The following is a 17,904-nucleotide window of genomic DNA, read 5'->3' on the forward strand; positions in this document are numbered from 1 at the left end:
ACAGTACTACGAATGAAGAATAATAGACGAGATTTTATCAAAAAATCATCCATCGGATTGGGCTTAGCTGGTGCAGGGATGGTGCCCTTGAGTGCTTGTACGGCTACTACTAGCGAAAAAGTAGGTGAGGAGAAAGCGGCTAAAGATCAAAAAGTAACCAAACCAATCGTGATTTCTACATGGAATCATGGTCAGCCGGCAAATGTTGCAGCATGGGCATTGCTCAAAGAAGGTAAAAGCGCTTTGGACGCAGTAGAAGCGGGCGTTCGTATTCCTGAGTCAGACCCTGAAGTAAGAACTGTTGGACTTGGTGGATATCCTGATCGTGATGGAAGAGTGACATTAGATGCTTGTATCATGGACCATCATAGCAATTGCGGTTCAGTAGCTTTTTTGCAAGACATTGTAAACCCGATCTCTGTAGCTAGAAAAGTGATGGAAGATACTCCGCACGTAATGTTGGTAGGAGAAGGCGCACTACAATTTGCCGTAGAAAAAGGCTTTGAGCGAACTAATTTATTGACCGAAGCTTCTAAAAAGGATTGGGAAAATTGGTTGAAAGAATCTAAGTACGCGCCTGTGATCAATGTGGAAAACCATGATACGATCAGCATGCTTGCTTTAGATGAGGAAGGCAACATTTCTGGTGCATGTACGACCAGTGGCGCATCGTATAAAATGCACGGCAGGGTAGGAGATTCACCCATTATTGGAGCTGGGTTATTTTTAGATAATGAAGTTGGCGGGGCTTGTGCCACAGGTTTGGGCGAAGCGGTGATTAGGGTTTCGGGAAGTGCAATGGTGGTGGAAATGATGAGACAAGGGGCTAGCCCCCAAGAAGCATGCAAAGCTATTGTAGAGCGCATTTATGAAAAATTGAAAGATGTGGAGAATTTGCAAGTTGGCTTTTTGGCGCTCGATAAGAAAGGAAGCTACGGAGGTTACGCCATCCATAAGGGTTTTAACTATGCAGTGTATTCAGATGAATCTAACAATACTTTGATTGATGCTGAGAGTAAGTTTAGTTAAGCAGTATTTTTATAGTTTGCTATTTTCCACTGCTTTTGTTCATTTGACTAATGTTCCGTTGATGGCACAAACAGGCTCAGTTACTGAACCTGTGAGGTATATTGGCGGGAATACGATTGATCCCAGTGTTCACGAAGGCAGGCTGAGGTATGCGATAGGAACGGAAAATATTCAGGTGCTCCGAGCCAATAGGGAGCATCCTGAATTGGCAGATGGTTTTGGTTGGACGTATAACCACGCTCCAAATTTGGCTTATTGGGAACATACTTTTTTCCTTCAGTACTTAAGTAATCCGAAAGATGAACACGTAGCCCCAGGTCATACGATGCTGGTCACTTCAGAGAATGGCCGCCAGTGGGAAAAGCCCAAAGTGGTATTTCCGGCTTATGAGGCACCTGAAGGAGTGGCAATTCCCGAAGGCTATAATGGCTATATGATGCACCAGCGGATGGGATTTTACGTAGCTCCAAATGATCGCTTGTTGGTATTGGGTTTTTATGGTCACACAGATCATCCTTTTGGTAAAGGTGGTATTGGTCGTGTGGTAAGAGAGGTGAAAAAAGATGGGAGTTTCGGACAGATTTACTTTTTGAGATACAGTAGTTTTACCAATTTTAATGAAAATAATACCAGTTATCCTTTCTTTAAAAAATCTAAGGATGAAGGGTTTGTAGAAGCTTGTGAAGCATTACTTGCCGACCGGTTAATAACCTTGCAATGGTTAGATGAGGATTATGGAATGGATGATTTTTATGGAGAAGGAAGAGTCCCCGATTCGGTAGAAGCTTTTTCATATTATCACCGCCCTGACGGAAAAGTGGTCGGGCTTTGGAAATTTTCCCATACAGCTTTGTCTAGCGATGAAGGGCAAACCTTTTCCGCACCGGTAAAAACCAAAACCTTGCTAATGGCAGGAGGTAAGGTATGGGGGCAGAGGACGGACGATGACCGTTATGCATTGGTGTATAACCCTATAGAAATGCAAGAATACCGCTTCCCTTTAGCCATAGTGACAGGAAATGACGGGGCCGTTTTTGACAATCTTTTGCTTGTGCAAGGTGAAGTTCCGCAAAGAAGGTTTTTTGGTAGGTGGAAAGATTTTGGGTCTTGCTATACCCGAGGGATTGTGGAAGGAAATGGTAATCCGCCAGGCGATGATATGTGGCTTACCTACAGCATGAACAAGGAGGATATTTGGGTCAGTCGTGTGCCTCTTTCGGTGAAGTATATGGTAGAAGGAGATGTGGCGGATAACTTTGAGGACATGAAAGTGGATGGGCAAATCAAGGATTGGAATAGTTATGCTCCGCAATGGGCATCTGCCAAAATTGTAGCGGAGGCCAAAAGTAATAAAGCTCTCGAACTTACAGATGCTGATCCGTATGATTATGCTCGGGCTATCCGGGTTTTTGAGGAGGGTAAAAATGTGAAGCTTTCCTTTAAGGTAAAACCCCAACAAGATGACAAGGGTACTTTGCAGGTGGAAGTGACCGATCAATTTGGCAACAGACCAGTGCGGGTTTATTTTTTGCCAGATGGACGATTAGTAGCCTATGATGGCAGCAAGGAAATCGAGTTGGGAAAGTATAAAAAAGAGACTTGGTACAAGTTAGAGCTAGAAATTGATGCATATCTCTACGGAAGTTATTCCTTGATACTTGATGGAAAAGTAGTTTTGGAAAATGCAGCTTTACATGAAGCTGTAAAGTCTGTGGAACGAATTTCTTTCCGAACAGGTGACTATCGCAGTTTTCCCACCCGAAAAACGCCTAACCAAAAAGTATCTGAGCCTTTGGAAGGAGCGGATGACAAAGTAGAAGAAGCGATCTTTTTGGTGGACGATGTAGAAGTACGTGCGAATTAACTGAACTCCTTTTTTAACATAAAACTGCCTCTGTCCTATTCTTGGACAGAGGCAGTTTTATGTTAAATAATTCTTCCTTCGGAATCATTTTCCCCGACCTTATTTAAACATGTTCTTAGGTCTATCCTTTATCGATAGCAACCTCTAAATTTTGCTTGAATAGCGAAATTACCAATTCTTTTATTAGCCAAGTATTACCATTCATTCCTGTCCAAGTGCCACTCATTAGGTCTTCCCGTTAGTGAATATTAGGGGTGATATATTCGCCGTTTTCCAACAAAGAATTTTATCACTATACCAAATCAGTTTAAATGAAGAACCCAATAAAATTACTCACGCTTATTACGACCTTATTGCTCCTCATTTTTCAATCTTGCAAAGATGATGAAGAGCCAGTGCCACAAAATGTAGCACCTGTTATGGTAGCGCAATCGTTTTCCGCTTCGGAAGGGGCTAGTTCTGGTGGCGTGTTGGGCACTGTTGTGGCGACCGACCCCGAAGGGAAGGCGCTTACGTTTAGTATCACTACAAACGATAATGGATTATTTGAGATCAGCACAGTAGGGGCTTTGAGTTTGGCCACAGGCAAAAACCTAGATTTTGAAACGGCAGCAAGCCATACCATCACGGTTGCTGTTTCTGATGGCGATCTGGAAACCGAAGCAGCCATGACGATCAACGTAACAGATATAGACGAAGCACCAAGTATTGCCGCACAAAGTTTCACGGTAAAAGAGGATGTTTCAGGCACGGATATACTTGGCTCTATAGTCGCCACGGATCCTAATGGCGATAACCTTACCTACACGATTGACAGCAAGGGAAGCTTGACGTTTGCACTTGCCAATGTCAATGATATTACCTTGGCAAGTGGTGTAACACTAGATTATGAAGCTACTAAAGCTTACATGTTCGATGTAACGGTAAGTGACGGAACATACTCTGCCACTGCTGCCATGACTGTTAACGTGGAAGATGTGAACGACGAACGTCCTGAATTTACGGTATTTGGTCCTTTCTCTGTGGCAGAAGATGTAAACCAAGCTACTATAATTGGTACTGTAGTGGCAACGGACGCTGATAGTGATGAGCTAACTTATAGTATAGGGACTGGAGGCGATTTATTCGAGGTGTCACCCAATGGAGGCGAAATTAGCCTAAGAGCCACAGCAAATTTAGATTATGAAACCAAAACCCAGCATTCTCTACAAATTACTGTTTTTGATGGCAAATTTAATGTAAGTGTAGCGGTAATTGTTAATGTGACCGATGTGGTTGAAAGTGCTGTAACAGTAAGCACGTTTGCAGGGTCTATTACAGGTTCTCCCGGTGCAACAGATGCTATTGGTCTAGCGGCAAAATTTAGGAATTTGGGTGGTGTAGCCCATTTTAATGGAGCCTATTATATTGCAGATACAGGCAACCACCTCATCAGAAAAATGAGTGCCTCTGGTGAAATAACTACATTTGCAGGCTCATCTCAAGGTTATTTGGATGGTATGGGCACTGCCGCAAAATTTAATAGCCCTTCGGGTATAGCTATTGATGGAACAGGCAACTTATATGTTACGGATTCAGATAACCACAGAATACGCAAAATAACGCAAAATGGCGAAGTAACTACCTTTGCTGGATCTGGCAATGCTGATTTTGAAGATGGTACCGGCACAAAAGCTTCCTTCAATTCTCCAAAGGGCATATGCTTTGATCTTAATAATAATTTATACATAGCTGATTATCAAAATAATATGATAAGAATGGTAACGTCATCTGGTGAGGTGAGCCGGTATGCGGGCACTACCTCTGGTGGCTACGCCAATGGGGACAGGCTTTTAGAAGCAAACCTTAATCATCCCTATGACATTATTTACAATAGATTTGATAAAGCTTTTTATTTTAGTGATGCCGACAATCATGTGATTAGAACTATTGACAATAATACGGTTAGAATTTATGCAGGCACTCCTAATCAGGCTGGCTATGCAGAAGGGCCTACCAGTACCGGCATGTTTGACCAACCCCGACATCTTGCAATGTATGGACAAGAACTCTTGGTGGTAGATTATAATAATCACGCTGTGCGTAAAGTAGCCGAAATAAATATCTCTTCACCTGGCAGTGGTTTTGGCTTAATAAGAAATGAGATAATTAATCTCGCTGGTGGAAATGGAGAAGGCTTAAGTGATGGTGATGCAACTACAGCAAAATTTTACTATCCATCAGGTATTTGTTTCGACAATGTAGCCGACGGTATCTTTATTACTGAGGAACTTGGCAATCGAATACGGAAAATCATTATCAATTAAATGTCAAACAGCCTGGCATGGGCGATTCATCATGCTAATAAGTTGCTTTGCTGTGTATACAGATAGTAAAGAAAGCACTCCTACACTAGTATTATTTGCTAGATATTAAAATAAGTAGGAGCCTTAAAATCATTCAAAATTTTTACTTGAACTTAAAAAAATCCCACTGCTATTCTGGCAGTGGGGATAAAACCTCTGTGCGAAGTAATAGCACTTTGGGTCTAAAGATTTTATCAATATCCAAATTTTCAAACTATGAAAAAAACAATCATATTATTCGTGTTGCTACTCGCTGCCAGCTTTTCAGTCTCTGCGCAAATAGGCATGTACGAAGCATTAGAAGCTCACGGAGAAGGAGCTAAATATCAAGAGTATTGGAGTGTTGGCAAATCAGAAGAAACTGGGAAGTACCATATCGATGGAAAGCGTTATGTGCTCACTGCCGAAATTAAAAGACTTCCATCAGGAGTACCAGTAGGCTTTTCGCTCATCAAAGTTGAAGATGGAAAAAGTTGGAGAGGAGCCGATGTAATGACTGATTACGAAAGAGCTATTGGCTATCCTCACATCGTGACCAGGCATAAATATAACAAAGATGGCTACGCAGTGGTGGGAGACTACATTTTCTCGCTCGATGGAATTTCCGAAGATGGGCTTTCTTTTGATAGAATTGATGCCATTTACATCAAAATTGGCGGTGAAGAAAAAGCAGAAGAAGAGCCTAAAGAGAAAAAGAAAATGTCTCTCAAAGAAAAAATGAAGGCTGCCAAAGAGAAAGTTAAAGCAGCTGCAATGGTTTCTTACGGACCAGAACATCAAAAAGCCTGCGATACTGATTTGGGTAAATTGGTTTCCGATTATTTGAAAGAAATGAAAGCTAAGCAAGATGCCAACCCAGCAACTGCCAAGCAAAAGGCGGAAATAAAGGAAATTGAATTCGCCAGAAAAAACAAAGATGCCGATCTGAAAGCCTACAACGACTCAATTAGGGCTACTCCCGAATATAAGAAATTAAAAGAGCATCAAAAAAGAATGGCAGAGATGGAAAAAGGCAGTGCAGGAGAAAAAGTAACCATTGTAAATGGTACTAGTAGTCCAATCAGAGTAGACTCATTCAATATTACCCCTGGCAGTAGCAGAACGTTTGACTGTGATTTTGATATCTACCTTATGAAAACTGACAAAGCAAAAAACGAGGTAGTAAGAAGCAGAAAACTGTCAAGCGCCAGAACTAATTGCGGCCGTACAATTACAGTGAATTAAAGAAGAATATCAGATAAGAATGCAACCTTTTTAAATATTAAACAGTGTGAATAATTATTTATTTGCATTGTTTAATAAGGTTTTGCCAATCATTCTAAACCTTAAAAAAAAACAACAAACCTTTTTATGAAATTACTCAAATTCGTATCCTATATTGGAGCCTTATCGTTGCTCTTTGTTTTTCAATCTTGTAAAGATGATGAAGAACCTACTCCACAAAATGTAGCACCTGTTATGGTAGCACAATCGTTTTCCATTTCGGAAGGGGCTAGCCCTGATGACGTATTGGGCACCATTGTAGCCACCGATCCTGAAGGAGAGACGCTTACATTTAGTATCACTACAAACGATAATAATCTGTTTGCCATCAGTACCTCAGGTGCTTTGAGCTTGGCAACAGGTAAAAGCCTAGATTTTGAAACCGCTACAAACCACACCATTACAGTAGCTGTGTCTGACGGTGACCTAGAAACCGAGGTGGATATTACCATTACGGTAGTTGATGTAAATGAAAATACAGCTCCTGAAATCAATGCACAGACATTTAGCATTAGGGAAAATATAGATGTTAGGTCCGCAATAGCTACAATTGTAGCCACTGATAAGGACAGCGATGCCCTTACCTACTCTATATCACAGAATATCTCTCAAAACAACAAAGATTTATTTGAATTTGAGGATGAGAGCGTACCAGAAATCAGTCTTACTTCTGGTCAGTCATTAGACTTTGAAAGCATTACTAGTTATTCAATTGAGATCACGGTTAGTGATGGGAAATTAACTGCGGTGGTTGATATAACTATTAATGTGACCGATGTAAACGATGCACCAGTAGTAGCTGCCCAAACATTTACGGTGGCAGAAGGAGTGACCGATAATACGGTAATAGGCACCGTTGCAGCTACGGACGAAGATGGCGATGTACTCAGTTACAGCCTTGCCTTAGGCATAGGCTCTGACAATATTTTTGAAATTAATGCCAGTGGGCAAATAAGCTTGGCAGAAGGCAAGAAGCTAGATTATGAAACGGCTACCAGCCATATACTTACTGTGGAGGTGAGTGATGGTGAAGCCAGCAAAACGGCTAAAGTTACTATAAATGTTACAGATTTGGATGATATAGCTATTCCCGACGCAAATTTTATAACTGCCTTGCTTAACAATTCTTCAATTAACACCAATGGTAATTCGGTAATAGAAACAGCCGAGGCTTCCAGTTTTACTGGCACTATCAGTGCGGCAAATAGTAATATAGAAAGTGTGGAAGGAATTGAATTTTTTACCAATGCTACTAGAATTTCCCTTTATGGAAATAGCCTCACTTCTATTGACCTATCAAGCAACACAAAAGTGACGCAACTACTACTTGAATCTAATAAGTTGAAAACTATTGATGTTTCTATGTTGTCAGAGTTGACCGATTTTAAAGCCCATAGCAATGAATTGACTACGGTGAATCTTGCAAATGGCAATAATGCCAATATGACCAGGATGCAGTTGCAGGGCAACCCGGGCTTAACGTGTATTAAAGTAGACCAACTACCTGTCCCTACATCAGGATGGTCGAAAGATGCATCAGCTTCTTACAGTATTATTGATTGTGAGTAAAAGCACAGAAGTAGAATATAGGTACAAGTACAAGCCCCAATTTATTGGGGCTTGTTTTTAAATGAAGAATGTTTTTTTTTGATAAAAAACGCTGGAGACTACCATTGTCAAATATTGGGGCTTTGCTTTAAGGTCAATCAGCTATATCCATTATGCTTTTAAGAACATAACTTAGGTTTTAAATATACCCTAGCTTCTTTTTTGTACCTTTAAAATTTGACCCTGTTTTACTTTAGAGAATGAGATTCTTACTCTGTTTGTTATTACTGGTTATTTCAGGTATTTCATTTTCTCAGAATATGGAAATGGCTAGTTTCCATATCTCACAGCAGGATGGCCTCCCTTCTAATACGGTTTATGACATCTTTCAGGATAGCCAAGGTTTTTTATGGGTAGCCACCGAAAATGGACTTGCAAGGTATAATGGAGCAGAATTTCGCTGGTTTTCCAACCCTCAAGTGAGATCGCAAGCAGTGGGTTATCTGTCGGAGGACAATAAGGGGAGGATCTGGCTTCATAACTATTTCGGGGAATTGCTTTTTGTAGAGAATGATAGTTTAAAAAAACTCCATTCATGGGAAAAGTACTATCAGTCAGGGTTTCCGAGAATTACCAACATTGGAGATAAGCTTTTGCTCAGTAGTCCGTCCAATATTTTTTTCTATGAAATAGAAAAGGAAAAATGGTCGCGTCTAGATTCTCTATTTGAACACAGTCAGTTTGAAGGTGGAGGTAAAATTAATTACGCCGACCATCTGGTGTACGAAGACGAATTATGGAGTGTTTTTTCTAAGAGAAATACTGCAATTGTAAAATCTCTTTTTAATCCATCTAAGCAATATACCATTCAGTATAAGAAGTGTGGCTTAAATCAAAACACACTCCAACTAACTACTTTTAATAGTAAGATATGGCTGTACGACAGTAGCTGCCATTTGCTGTTTGAGCTTTACAATGGAAAAGTAAAAGACATTTCAGAAAAGTATGACGAGCTACTAAAAGATACCAGACAGATTAAAAATCTTGGTAATGGAATGGTTGCCTTTTTTGGACCATCTGGCTGTTATCTGTTAGATGAAAAAAGTGATCGATGGTTTTTACTCAATAATAGCAGAAATGTGAGCTCTATTGCCAGCGATAGTGAGGGCGGAATTTGGTTGGGGACACTGAACGAAGGTATTTTTTACTATCCTTCACTTGAGACGACGATTATAAAGAAAAGTCAAAATGATATTCTTACCAAGCTCGCTGTTGACAATAAGCACAAGAAGGTGGTAGCAGGAGCTTATGATGGTAGCCTGTTGTTTTATTCTTTTGAAGGAGAATTGACAGAAAAAATAGCTCCACAAAGTTCCAGAGAAATTCAGAGCCTATTTGTTGATGAAAGAAACGACAAACTTCTGTATTATGGAAAGGAATTGAAAATTATGAATCTTGATAATTTAAGCCTTGTTAAGAGCATGGTAATGACTGCTTTAAAAGATATAGTGCAGTTGGATAAAGGATATGGGCTTGCCACATCAGCTGGTCTGTCTATTGTAGTTATGGATAGTGTTTATAGTAAGAAGAATAGTTCTGGCATAAAGCAGCGGTGCGCTTCTGTAGGATATGATTCGATAAACCAGCGCATATGGTTAGGGACACAAAAGGGCTTGAAAAAGGTGAGTTTAGAAACGAATGAAGTTTCTTTATGGCAGCCTACTGGGCTAGGGTTTTCACCAGGAGTCTCCGAAATAGATAGATATAAAGATCAATTTTTTATTGGTACATATACAGATGGGCTGATGATTATTGAGGGCGAGGAGATGAAAAGGCATATCACTATGTCAGAAGGGTTGCCTTCTGACCATATCACGGCACTAGCCAGTACGGATACCCAGCTTTTTATAGGAACGGATCGGGGAATTGCCATTTATACATTTAAAGACGAATCTATTTACCTGATTGATGATACCAAAGGGCTTACGGCAAATGAGATTTATGACCTAGTTGTGGCTGAGGCCAACCTGTGGGTGAGTACCCCAAATGGTCTCCAAATTTTCAATTCATTTTCTGTTAAAAACACTCAAAAACCAAAAATTCATATAACTAACATCAGTTCAGGAGACAAGGTGTTTGCGGGGTTGGATAAAAATATCACTCTTTCTCCAGATCTTCCAGAATTGCGGATAGATTTTGATGTTTCCAATAGTTTGAGGAGTAGGGGAAAAGCAATGATCCACTATAGAATTAAAGAACTCAATGGAGGTAATTGGAGTATTACTTCATTAAAATACCCATCAGCTAAGTACCAATCTTTACAAGCTGGGAAGTATACATTTGAGGTCATGGCTATTAACGAAGATGGAGTCCAGTCTGCAAATGTCATTCGAATTCCGTTCAACGTATTGGCGCCTATTTGGAAGCGACCTCAATTTCTGATATTGGTTTTTTTATTCATTTTACTTTGTTCTGTTGTTTTTGTTTATATCAGACTGGAGCGAATTAATGAAGCTAACAAGCAGCAGCTGCTCCGAAAATCTCATGAACAAGATCTTAGAATAGCGCAATTAACGTCTATAAGGTCTCAGATGAACCCACATTTTATTTTTAATACAATGTCATTGATTCAGGGCAAGGTATTGAATGGGCTAAATGACCAAGCCAATAAAGCTATTCAAGACTTTTCATTGTTGATGAGAAAGGTATTGGATTTTTCCTCAAAGGAAATGGTCGCACTTGCAGATGAAATAGAAGTAATAGAAAAATACCTTTCTATCGAAAAAAATAGGTTTGATGATAAACTGACATATGACATAATTCTTGATGAAAAACTCAAAGATGAGCTCATAAAGTTGCCATCGCTTTTGACTCAGCCCTTTGTTGAAAATGCGTTGAGGCACGGGCTTCTTCATAAAGAAGGGAAAAAGGAGCTGCTGATATCGTTCAGTTTGGTGGAAGAGATATTGGTGATTGTGATAGATGATAATGGAATAGGTCGGGCTGCTGCATTGCAGGTAAATAAATCTCGGCGCAACAACCACCACTCATTTGCATTGGAGGCTTACAGTAAGAGAATTGAACTCTTGAATATGGATCGGAAAAATAAAATAGAACTTGATATAATTGATAAATTAAGCATGCGGGGCTTGCCTGTAGGAACTAAGGTTGTTATTAAATTGCCACTTATAAATGAGCCAGTTAACATCAGTTGAAAAAATAAAAGTGTTGCTTGTAGACGATGAGCCTGCAGTACGGTCGGCCTTAAAGGAGATGCTAAGCCATTTTCATAGTATTGAGGTAGTGGGGGAGTCTAGTAATATTCCCGAGGCGGTCAAAGCAATTCATCAAGTACAGCCCAATCTTGTTTTTTTGGATATAGAAATGCCAGGATATTTAGGCATCCAATTGTTGGAGTTTTTTAACCCCAGTGAGGTAAACTTTGATATTGTATTTGTTACCGCCTATAATGAATATGCCATACAGGCATTCAAAATAGCGGCGTTCGACTATTTGTTGAAACCAATAATTACGGTCGACCTAGAACAGACCATAGAGCGATTTGTAAAGAGTAAAAGGAGGCAAAAGGTTTTGGAGCGCACCCAATTACTGAAGGGCTCTTTTATGCAAGAAGCCTTGCCCAGTCAGATTGCCATCAATTCTATGGAAGGTATAGATTTTTTGGAATTAAAAAATATCATTCTTTTTGAGGCTTCGGGGATCTATACCAATATTATAGTTGCAGAAGGGCAGACCATTGTCGCAAGCAAGCCGATAGGTGAATTTGAATCGTTACTTGCTGATAATACAAATTTTTTCCGGGCACATCGCTCTTTTTTCATCAATCTGCAACAGGTAAGAAAGATGTTAAGTAAAAAAGGATGTGTTATTATTATTATGAAAAATAAAATGGAAGTTCCACTTTCAAGATATAGGAAAAAAGAATTTGAGTTGGTTATTGAAAACTTTAGGATTTAAAAAAGGAGGCTGATTTGATAGGGTTGAGCTTATTGGCTATTATGCTAAAACCTTCTGACGGATCCTCCATTTTATGAGTATTTAGGCTTTATAACTCTTCCTTCGGTATCATTTCTCCCTCCATAATATATTGCTGAACAGCGCTTTCTATTTCGAGACGAGGTTGGGCGGCAACATCGGTGAAACCTTCCATTGTTAGCAATGTACATTTCTTTTCTTATATAGCTTTCAAGGCGTGCATAAAGTTTTTATAGGAGTTTTCCCCATTGCTCACCGCGGTTATTTTTTTATCTAGGTATGCTAAAAATAGATTTTTCATACTGGTAGTTATTTAGAAATGGTTGTAGTTGAATCGTTGTTCAATATTAAGTTAGTGGCATAAAAAAGCCTGCATTTTGTGTGTAAATGCAGGCTTTTATGCTGGATAATCGTGAAGTTTTATTGTATATCAATCAGCTGGAGAGGGACATTCCATCCTTTTACAGATACTTTTAAGCTAGTCGAGTCGAACTTTTCAGGATCAAATTCAACAATTACTTTTTTAGTATTTTCTCCTATTACCGAAACGTAGTTGTCATCGTAAAAAACAGGTAGCATACGTTTTCCAGTATTTTTGTCCACTATAGAAATCCGATTGAAAAATGCTACAGGACTGTTTTCCGAATTTGTTAAAGTCACCTCTATCTTTCCTTCCTCTAGTTGCTTGGCTGTTGCTTTCAAAGGAGCTTTTTTGAGGCTGTTCAAACCATTGTATTCTCCATTCTTATTAGGTACCCAGTAGAAGTTTTCAGTCAATACGTTTTGTTCCATATCAAGCAATTGGAAGTTTATGAAAGCCCCGTTTTCTTTTGCTTGTTTTTCCAAAAACTTTTTCACTGACAAGAATTTCTTTGTAGAAGTTGGTTCAATTCCTACAATCACTTGGGTGAAGCGTTTTTTGTTTCCTTCCATGTCAATGGTCTCGACTTTCAGCATCATGTTGGGATAAGTCTCAAACGTATTGTTTACGGCCATCACCATTCCATCGGTAGGGTTGTACATCACATGCAACGGTTCGCTGCCCTTTCTTAATCCATAAAGACATGCATTTGGGTCGAGGTAATAGTCGTACATCTGCCCGCGGAGCGAAGTCCAAGGGTTTTGAGTTTTCCAAATGATCGTGCCGGTGTACCAGTCCCACATATGTGAGCTGAATCCTTCCATAAGGGCTCGGTACTGATCGTAGTTTACAAGTTGTGCCTTTTCTCCAAAATCTTCTGCATCTTTTGCATCGCCATAAGGGCGCACGTGGTATTCGTAGCCAATGTATTTGTGGTAAGCCCAAACCGAATCTACTATCGAATCATTGAAGGTAGGGGGAACTAGGTTTGCCTCAGGGATAAATCTTCTCAAGGATTGGATATCTCCCACGCCCACTGAGCCTACTTCTGAGTTGAACGGCCAGGTTTGGTGGTCCCAGAAAAGTGATTTGTCTTGGATGGTATATGGACCATCGCCATTGCCGCCGATGGTATTGAGGGACATGCTGTCCGAATTGGAATATTCGATGAACCAGCGTGTACCATCTTCTTCTGGCAAGATTTTATCTTGAAGAGCTGATAAAATATCCACAGGAGGGGTGGCTTCGTTGCCACCGCAGTAGATGGCCAGCGAAGGATAATTTCGGATCATTTTGACCATATCCCGCGCCGATTCGAGGAATAAGTTGTGGTCATCTGGGTATTTTCTTCGTGTCCATTGATCTTCCAATTTCATAGGATCGACCCACTTTCCGTTGCAGTCGCCTGAAATCCAAAAATCTTGGATGACCAAAATACCGTATTTGTCGCAGGCCTCGTAAAACTCAGGTCTTTCCGTAAGCGCACCGCCCCAGATCCGGATGAGGTTGAGGTTCATATCGCGGTGAAAGCGGATTTCCGCATCGTACCTTTCTGGGGTAAACCTGAGCATGGCATCGGAAATAATCCAGTTTCCTCCTTTGATGAAAATCTTCTGGCCATTGACCATTACCTGCATGCTTCGGGTTCTGTCGTTCCATTGGCGGGTGATTTCCCTTACGCCAAATTGGACAGCTTCTTTATCAGAGACTGAGTTTTTCTTATCAGTGAAAGCCAATTCTATGTTGTAGAGATCTTGAGATCCGTACATGTTTGGCCACCAAAGCTTTGGGTTTTCGATGGTGAAATCAGGTAGTTGAACCTTGGTGGTTTGGTGGGCTTTTATGGTTACGGGTAAGCTGATGGTTTTTCCATCCAATTCATAATGCAAAGTTCCTTCTACATCTTTATTGGTAGGATTTTGAAGTTCTGTAGCTACTTTAAGGGTGGCTGGCGCTTGCTGCTGTTTATTAGGATTTCTTTTTCCTGGTACAGAGGTAATTATATGTGGGTTTTTGATATTGACAGATCCTGTTTTTTCTATGAATACTTTATCCCAAATCCCTGTGTTTCGATCTCTTATGGGTTGAATCCAGTCCCAGCCAGCTACGTACTGATGGCTCACATTTTTAGCAATAGTGCCATCTCCACCTTGGCCGCCGTTCGGGTTTCCAACAGGATCTGGAGGGTAAACAATTACGGCTAGCCTGTTTTTTCCATTTTTAGATAAGAAGGGTGTGATGTTATAGTTTTGCCTCAAAAACATCCCTTCATGGAGTTTCGTATTCACTTTTTCCCCGTTCACAAATACATCACAACTATAGTTGATGCCTCTAAACCTGAGCCACACTTGCTCGCTGCCCTTTGCGCTCGTTTCAAAATCGTTTACAAACCAATACGTGTAATGGTCTCGCCCTGTATCGTATATATCCAGAATTTTTTCATTGTTCATTCCATAAAAAGGGTCGGGGACCTTTCCATTATTGAGTAGCGTGGTAAGCACCGTACCGGGTACGGTTGCCGTCATCCAATTGGCGGTGTTGTACGAGGTTTTTGAGATCATTTCCCCTGATGAAGCCTCTACTTCTCCAATGGGGGCACATGCCCAACCAGAGTTAAGCTCTATTATGTTTTGAGCTTGAGAAAATAAGGGTATGAAAGCGAGTAATAAATGGAGGGTTCGAATTGTAAAGTTTTTTAAAGTCATCGCTGAGTTAAACTAATGTATAAGTGATTGTGTGCGCACACATGTTTCAAATCTATTAATTTTTTTTATAAAATTTCTTTACCAGTTAAAATAAACCAAATGGGAATTACCAAATGCCTGGTGGAAGAAATCAGAGAAGGTTTCTTAAAAGCTAAAATTTCTTGGTTTTTAGCATTTGAGCCTTTTAATGAAGGATCATTTTTTATCATAATGCCTTTGATGAGAGTATACCACGAACTCAGTATTTTTTCGGTGTTTGCGTACACATTTATCAAAAAGACTGTTTTTATGCATATGTTATCAAATTAATCATCTAACTTTAAGGGGTAAAATTTGTAAGGTGGGGGCATATGTTTGCTAATCTTACAAAACCAGATAGTGCAAATAGAAGAAGAGATTTGTTCTTGACGGTCAGTTACAAAAATTACAATCGTAAACTTAACCATCATATGAAAAGGATTTTATACGTACTACTTACCGTTTTTTTGTGTCAGTGTAATGACGTTCAGGATGCTTCACAAGAAACTACTACACCCCAAGATTATACTCAGTATGTAGACCCGTATATTGGAACAGGGTTTCATGGCCATGTTTTTTTAGGGGCAAATGTACCCTTTGGAGCAGTGCAGCTAGGCCCTACTAACCTGACACAAGGATGGGATTGGTGCTCGGGCTATCATTATAGTGATACAACGTTGATCGGTTTTGCCCATACGCACCTGAGTGGAACTGGGATAGGAGACTTGGGAGACATTTTGCTGATGCCCACTACGGGTGAGGTGAACCTAAAAAGAGGTACTTTAAAAGATATGTCTGACGGATATGTTGGGTTCTACGACCATAGTAATGAAGCCGTAAAGCCTGGTTATTATAGCGTTTGGATAGATAAATATAAAGTAAAAGTAGAGCTTACGGCCACTGCAAGAGTGGGGTTGCAGCGGTATACGTATGAAAGCGATGCGCAGCAAAACGTAGTACTTGACCTAGATCGTGGGATAGGTTGGGACCAGCCCATAGAAACATTTATAGAGTTGGTGGATGATAGTACAATTGTCGGCTACCGATTTTCAAAAGGTTGGGCAGTTGATCAGAAAATCTATTTTGCTATGAGCCTTTCTGCTCCAGTTGCAAAGTTAGTAGCGGAAAAAGATGGTGCTTTGGAAGCGGTGAAAAAGCTAGAAGGAGAGCGTTTGAAAGTTGCCTTAGTATTTGATGGATTGTCCAATGGCGAATTGCTTATAAAGACAGGTATATCGGCAGTAAGTATAGCTAATGCAACAGAAAACTTGCAAAAAGAGGTGTCAGGCTGGGGTTTTGACCAGGTTGTAAAAGATGCGGATGAAGCGTGGAACAAGGAGCTTTCCAAAGTAGCGGTGGACATGCCTACAAAAGACCAAATGAAGGTTTTCTATACTTCTTTGTACCACACCATGATTGCGCCTTCCTTATTTAGCGACAGCAATGGAGAGTACAGAGGAGCGGATGGAAAAACATACCAAGACACTTCTTTTACCAATTATACGACATATTCTTTGTGGGATACTTACCGGGCCGCCCATCCACTTTTTACCCTTACCCAAAAGAATAAGGTGGAAGATTTTGTAAAGAGTTTCTTGAAAATTTATGAGCAACAAGGAAAGTTGCCTATTTGGCATTTAGTTGGCAATGAGACTGATTGTATGGTTGGCTACCCCGCTATTTCTGTTATTGCCGATGCTTATTTTAAGGGCTTCGATATGGATGCGGAGTTGGCTTTTGAAGCAATGAAAGCATCTTCAACTAGAGACGATTATGGAATGGTTCATCTCAAAAAACTCGGTTATATCCCCGCCGAATTGGAAAAAGAATCTGTAGCCAAAGCGATGGAATATTGCATTGCCGATTGGTCAATTGCTCAAATGGCAAAGGAGTTGGGGCATGAAGAAGATTATGCATATTACAATAAACGGGCTCATGCGTATCAGATTTATTTTGACAGTACTACTAATTTCATGCGGGCAAAAATGAGCGATGGTAGCTTCCGTGAGCCGTTTGATGCGTTTAAGTCTACGCATGAGTGGGGTGACTATACCGAAGGAAATGCATGGCAATATACTTGGTTGGTTCCGCATGATGTAGAGGGATTAGTGAGTTTGTTTGGTAGCGCAGAGGCTTTTGAGAAAAAACTGGACAGCCTTTTTTTGGTGGAAGGCGATATGGGTGAGGAAGCTTCTCCAGATATTTCAGGTCTTATAGGTCAGTATGCCCATGGGAATGAGCCTAGCCATCACATCACATACTTGTACAACTACATAGGCAAACCAAGCAAGACGGCTGAAAAAGTGCGCTACATTATGGATAATCTTTATACTACGAAGCCCGATGGGATTTGTGGAAATGAGGACGTTGGACAAATGTCCGCTTGGTATGTGATGTCTGCACTTGGGTTTTACCAAGTGAATCCAGCAAACGGTGAGCTCATTTTTGGCAGTCCTTTGGTAAATGATGCAGTGCTTCAGATGGATGATAATAGCAGGTTGCATATTCAGGTGAATAACAATAGTGGGGAAAATAAATATATCAAACAGGTTTCTTTTAATGGGAAGCCGTATTCTAAATCGTCTATTTCTTACAAGGAATTAGCAAAAGGTGGTGACTTAATTATCGAAATGGATAGTGTGCCATCGGTCGATTGGGGTGTGCTAGAAAAAGACTTCCCAAAGTCAAGCCATTAATAATTGTTAACCAAAAAAATGGAGAAATATCAGTAATCTTAAAGGTAAGGGAACTGTCAATAGAGTACCTAGAAGAGTG

At 40.3% G+C, this 17,904-nt stretch carries 9 protein-coding genes; 8 read left to right on the forward strand and 1 reads right to left on the reverse strand.

The genetic code is table 11. The features are described 5' to 3' along the window. Positions 1-12 precede the first annotated feature (12 nt). The 7 genes from R9C00_28940 (at position 13) to R9C00_28970 (ending at position 12,027) form a co-directional block, all read left to right on the forward strand. On the forward strand, positions 13-1,029 hold the full coding sequence (locus tag R9C00_28940) for a N(4)-(beta-N-acetylglucosaminyl)-L-asparaginase (protein ID WPO35726.1): 1,017 nt from the start codon (positions 13-15) through the stop codon (positions 1,027-1,029). Continuing rightward, entirely contained in the window at positions 1,007-2,893 is a 1,887-nt protein-coding gene (locus R9C00_28945; protein WPO35727.1) for a hypothetical protein, read from the forward strand. Before R9C00_28940 ends, R9C00_28945 begins: the two co-directional genes overlap by 23 nt. Positions 2,894-3,204: 311 nt before the next feature. Beyond that, positions 3,205-5,199 (forward strand): cadherin domain-containing protein, encoded by a 1,995-nt coding sequence (locus R9C00_28950; protein ID WPO35728.1) that lies wholly within the window; start codon positions 3,205-3,207, stop codon positions 5,197-5,199. Between the two features lie 255 nt (positions 5,200-5,454). Next, positions 5,455-6,462 (forward strand): hypothetical protein, encoded by a 1,008-nt coding sequence (locus R9C00_28955; protein WPO35729.1) that lies wholly within the window; start codon positions 5,455-5,457, stop codon positions 6,460-6,462. A 126-nt stretch (positions 6,463-6,588) separates the two neighbouring features. Continuing rightward, the gene (locus tag R9C00_28960) at positions 6,589-8,070 is read left to right on the forward strand and encodes a cadherin domain-containing protein (GenBank protein WPO35730.1); all 1,482 of its coding nucleotides are present in this window, start codon (positions 6,589-6,591) and stop codon (positions 8,068-8,070) included. Positions 8,071-8,309: 239 nt separating this feature from the next. Further along, complete coding sequence (locus tag R9C00_28965; GenBank protein WPO35731.1) at positions 8,310-11,264, forward strand: histidine kinase; 2,955 nt, start codon at positions 8,310-8,312, stop codon at positions 11,262-11,264. Continuing rightward, on the forward strand, positions 11,242-12,027 hold the full coding sequence (locus R9C00_28970; GenBank protein ID WPO35732.1) for a LytTR family DNA-binding domain-containing protein: 786 nt from the start codon (positions 11,242-11,244) through the stop codon (positions 12,025-12,027). Before R9C00_28965 ends, R9C00_28970 begins: the two co-directional genes overlap by 23 nt. A 438-nt stretch (positions 12,028-12,465) precedes the next feature. Here the strand turns inward: R9C00_28970 and R9C00_28975 are convergent, their stop codons facing one another. Next, on the reverse strand, positions 12,466-15,111 hold the full coding sequence (locus R9C00_28975; protein WPO35733.1) for a glycoside hydrolase family 2 TIM barrel-domain containing protein: 2,646 nt from the start codon (positions 15,109-15,111) through the stop codon (positions 12,466-12,468). Positions 15,112-15,560: 449 nt separating this feature from the next. On the opposite strand from R9C00_28975, the gene R9C00_28980 reads away from it, so the two are divergent. After that, a complete protein-coding gene (locus R9C00_28980; GenBank protein WPO35734.1) occupies positions 15,561-17,825 on the forward strand; it encodes a GH92 family glycosyl hydrolase in 2,265 nt (754 codons plus the stop codon). Positions 17,826-17,904 lie beyond the last annotated feature (79 nt).

The organism is Flammeovirgaceae bacterium SG7u.111 (assembly GCA_034044135.1).
Lineage (GTDB): Bacteria > Bacteroidota > Bacteroidia > Cytophagales > Flammeovirgaceae.

Excerpts from the sequence above, each read along its gene's own strand:
- R9C00_28940 (WPO35726.1), top strand. The coding sequence starts at position 13 with ATGAAGAATAATAGACGAGATTTTATCAAAAAATCATCCATCGGATTG.
- R9C00_28945 (WPO35727.1), top strand. The coding sequence starts at position 1,007 with ATGCTGAGAGTAAGTTTAGTTAAGCAGTATTTTTATAGTTTGCTATTT.
- R9C00_28950 (WPO35728.1), top strand. The coding sequence starts at position 3,205 with ATGAAGAACCCAATAAAATTACTCACGCTTATTACGACCTTATTGCTC.
- R9C00_28955 (WPO35729.1), top strand. The coding sequence starts at position 5,455 with ATGAAAAAAACAATCATATTATTCGTGTTGCTACTCGCTGCCAGCTTT.
- R9C00_28960 (WPO35730.1), top strand. The coding sequence starts at position 6,589 with ATGAAATTACTCAAATTCGTATCCTATATTGGAGCCTTATCGTTGCTC.
- R9C00_28965 (WPO35731.1), top strand. The coding sequence starts at position 8,310 with ATGAGATTCTTACTCTGTTTGTTATTACTGGTTATTTCAGGTATTTCA.
- R9C00_28970 (WPO35732.1), top strand. The coding sequence starts at position 11,242 with ATGAGCCAGTTAACATCAGTTGAAAAAATAAAAGTGTTGCTTGTAGAC.
- R9C00_28975 (WPO35733.1), bottom strand. The coding sequence starts at position 15,111 with ATGACTTTAAAAAACTTTACAATTCGAACCCTCCATTTATTACTCGCT.
- R9C00_28980 (WPO35734.1), top strand. The coding sequence starts at position 15,561 with ATGAAAAGGATTTTATACGTACTACTTACCGTTTTTTTGTGTCAGTGT.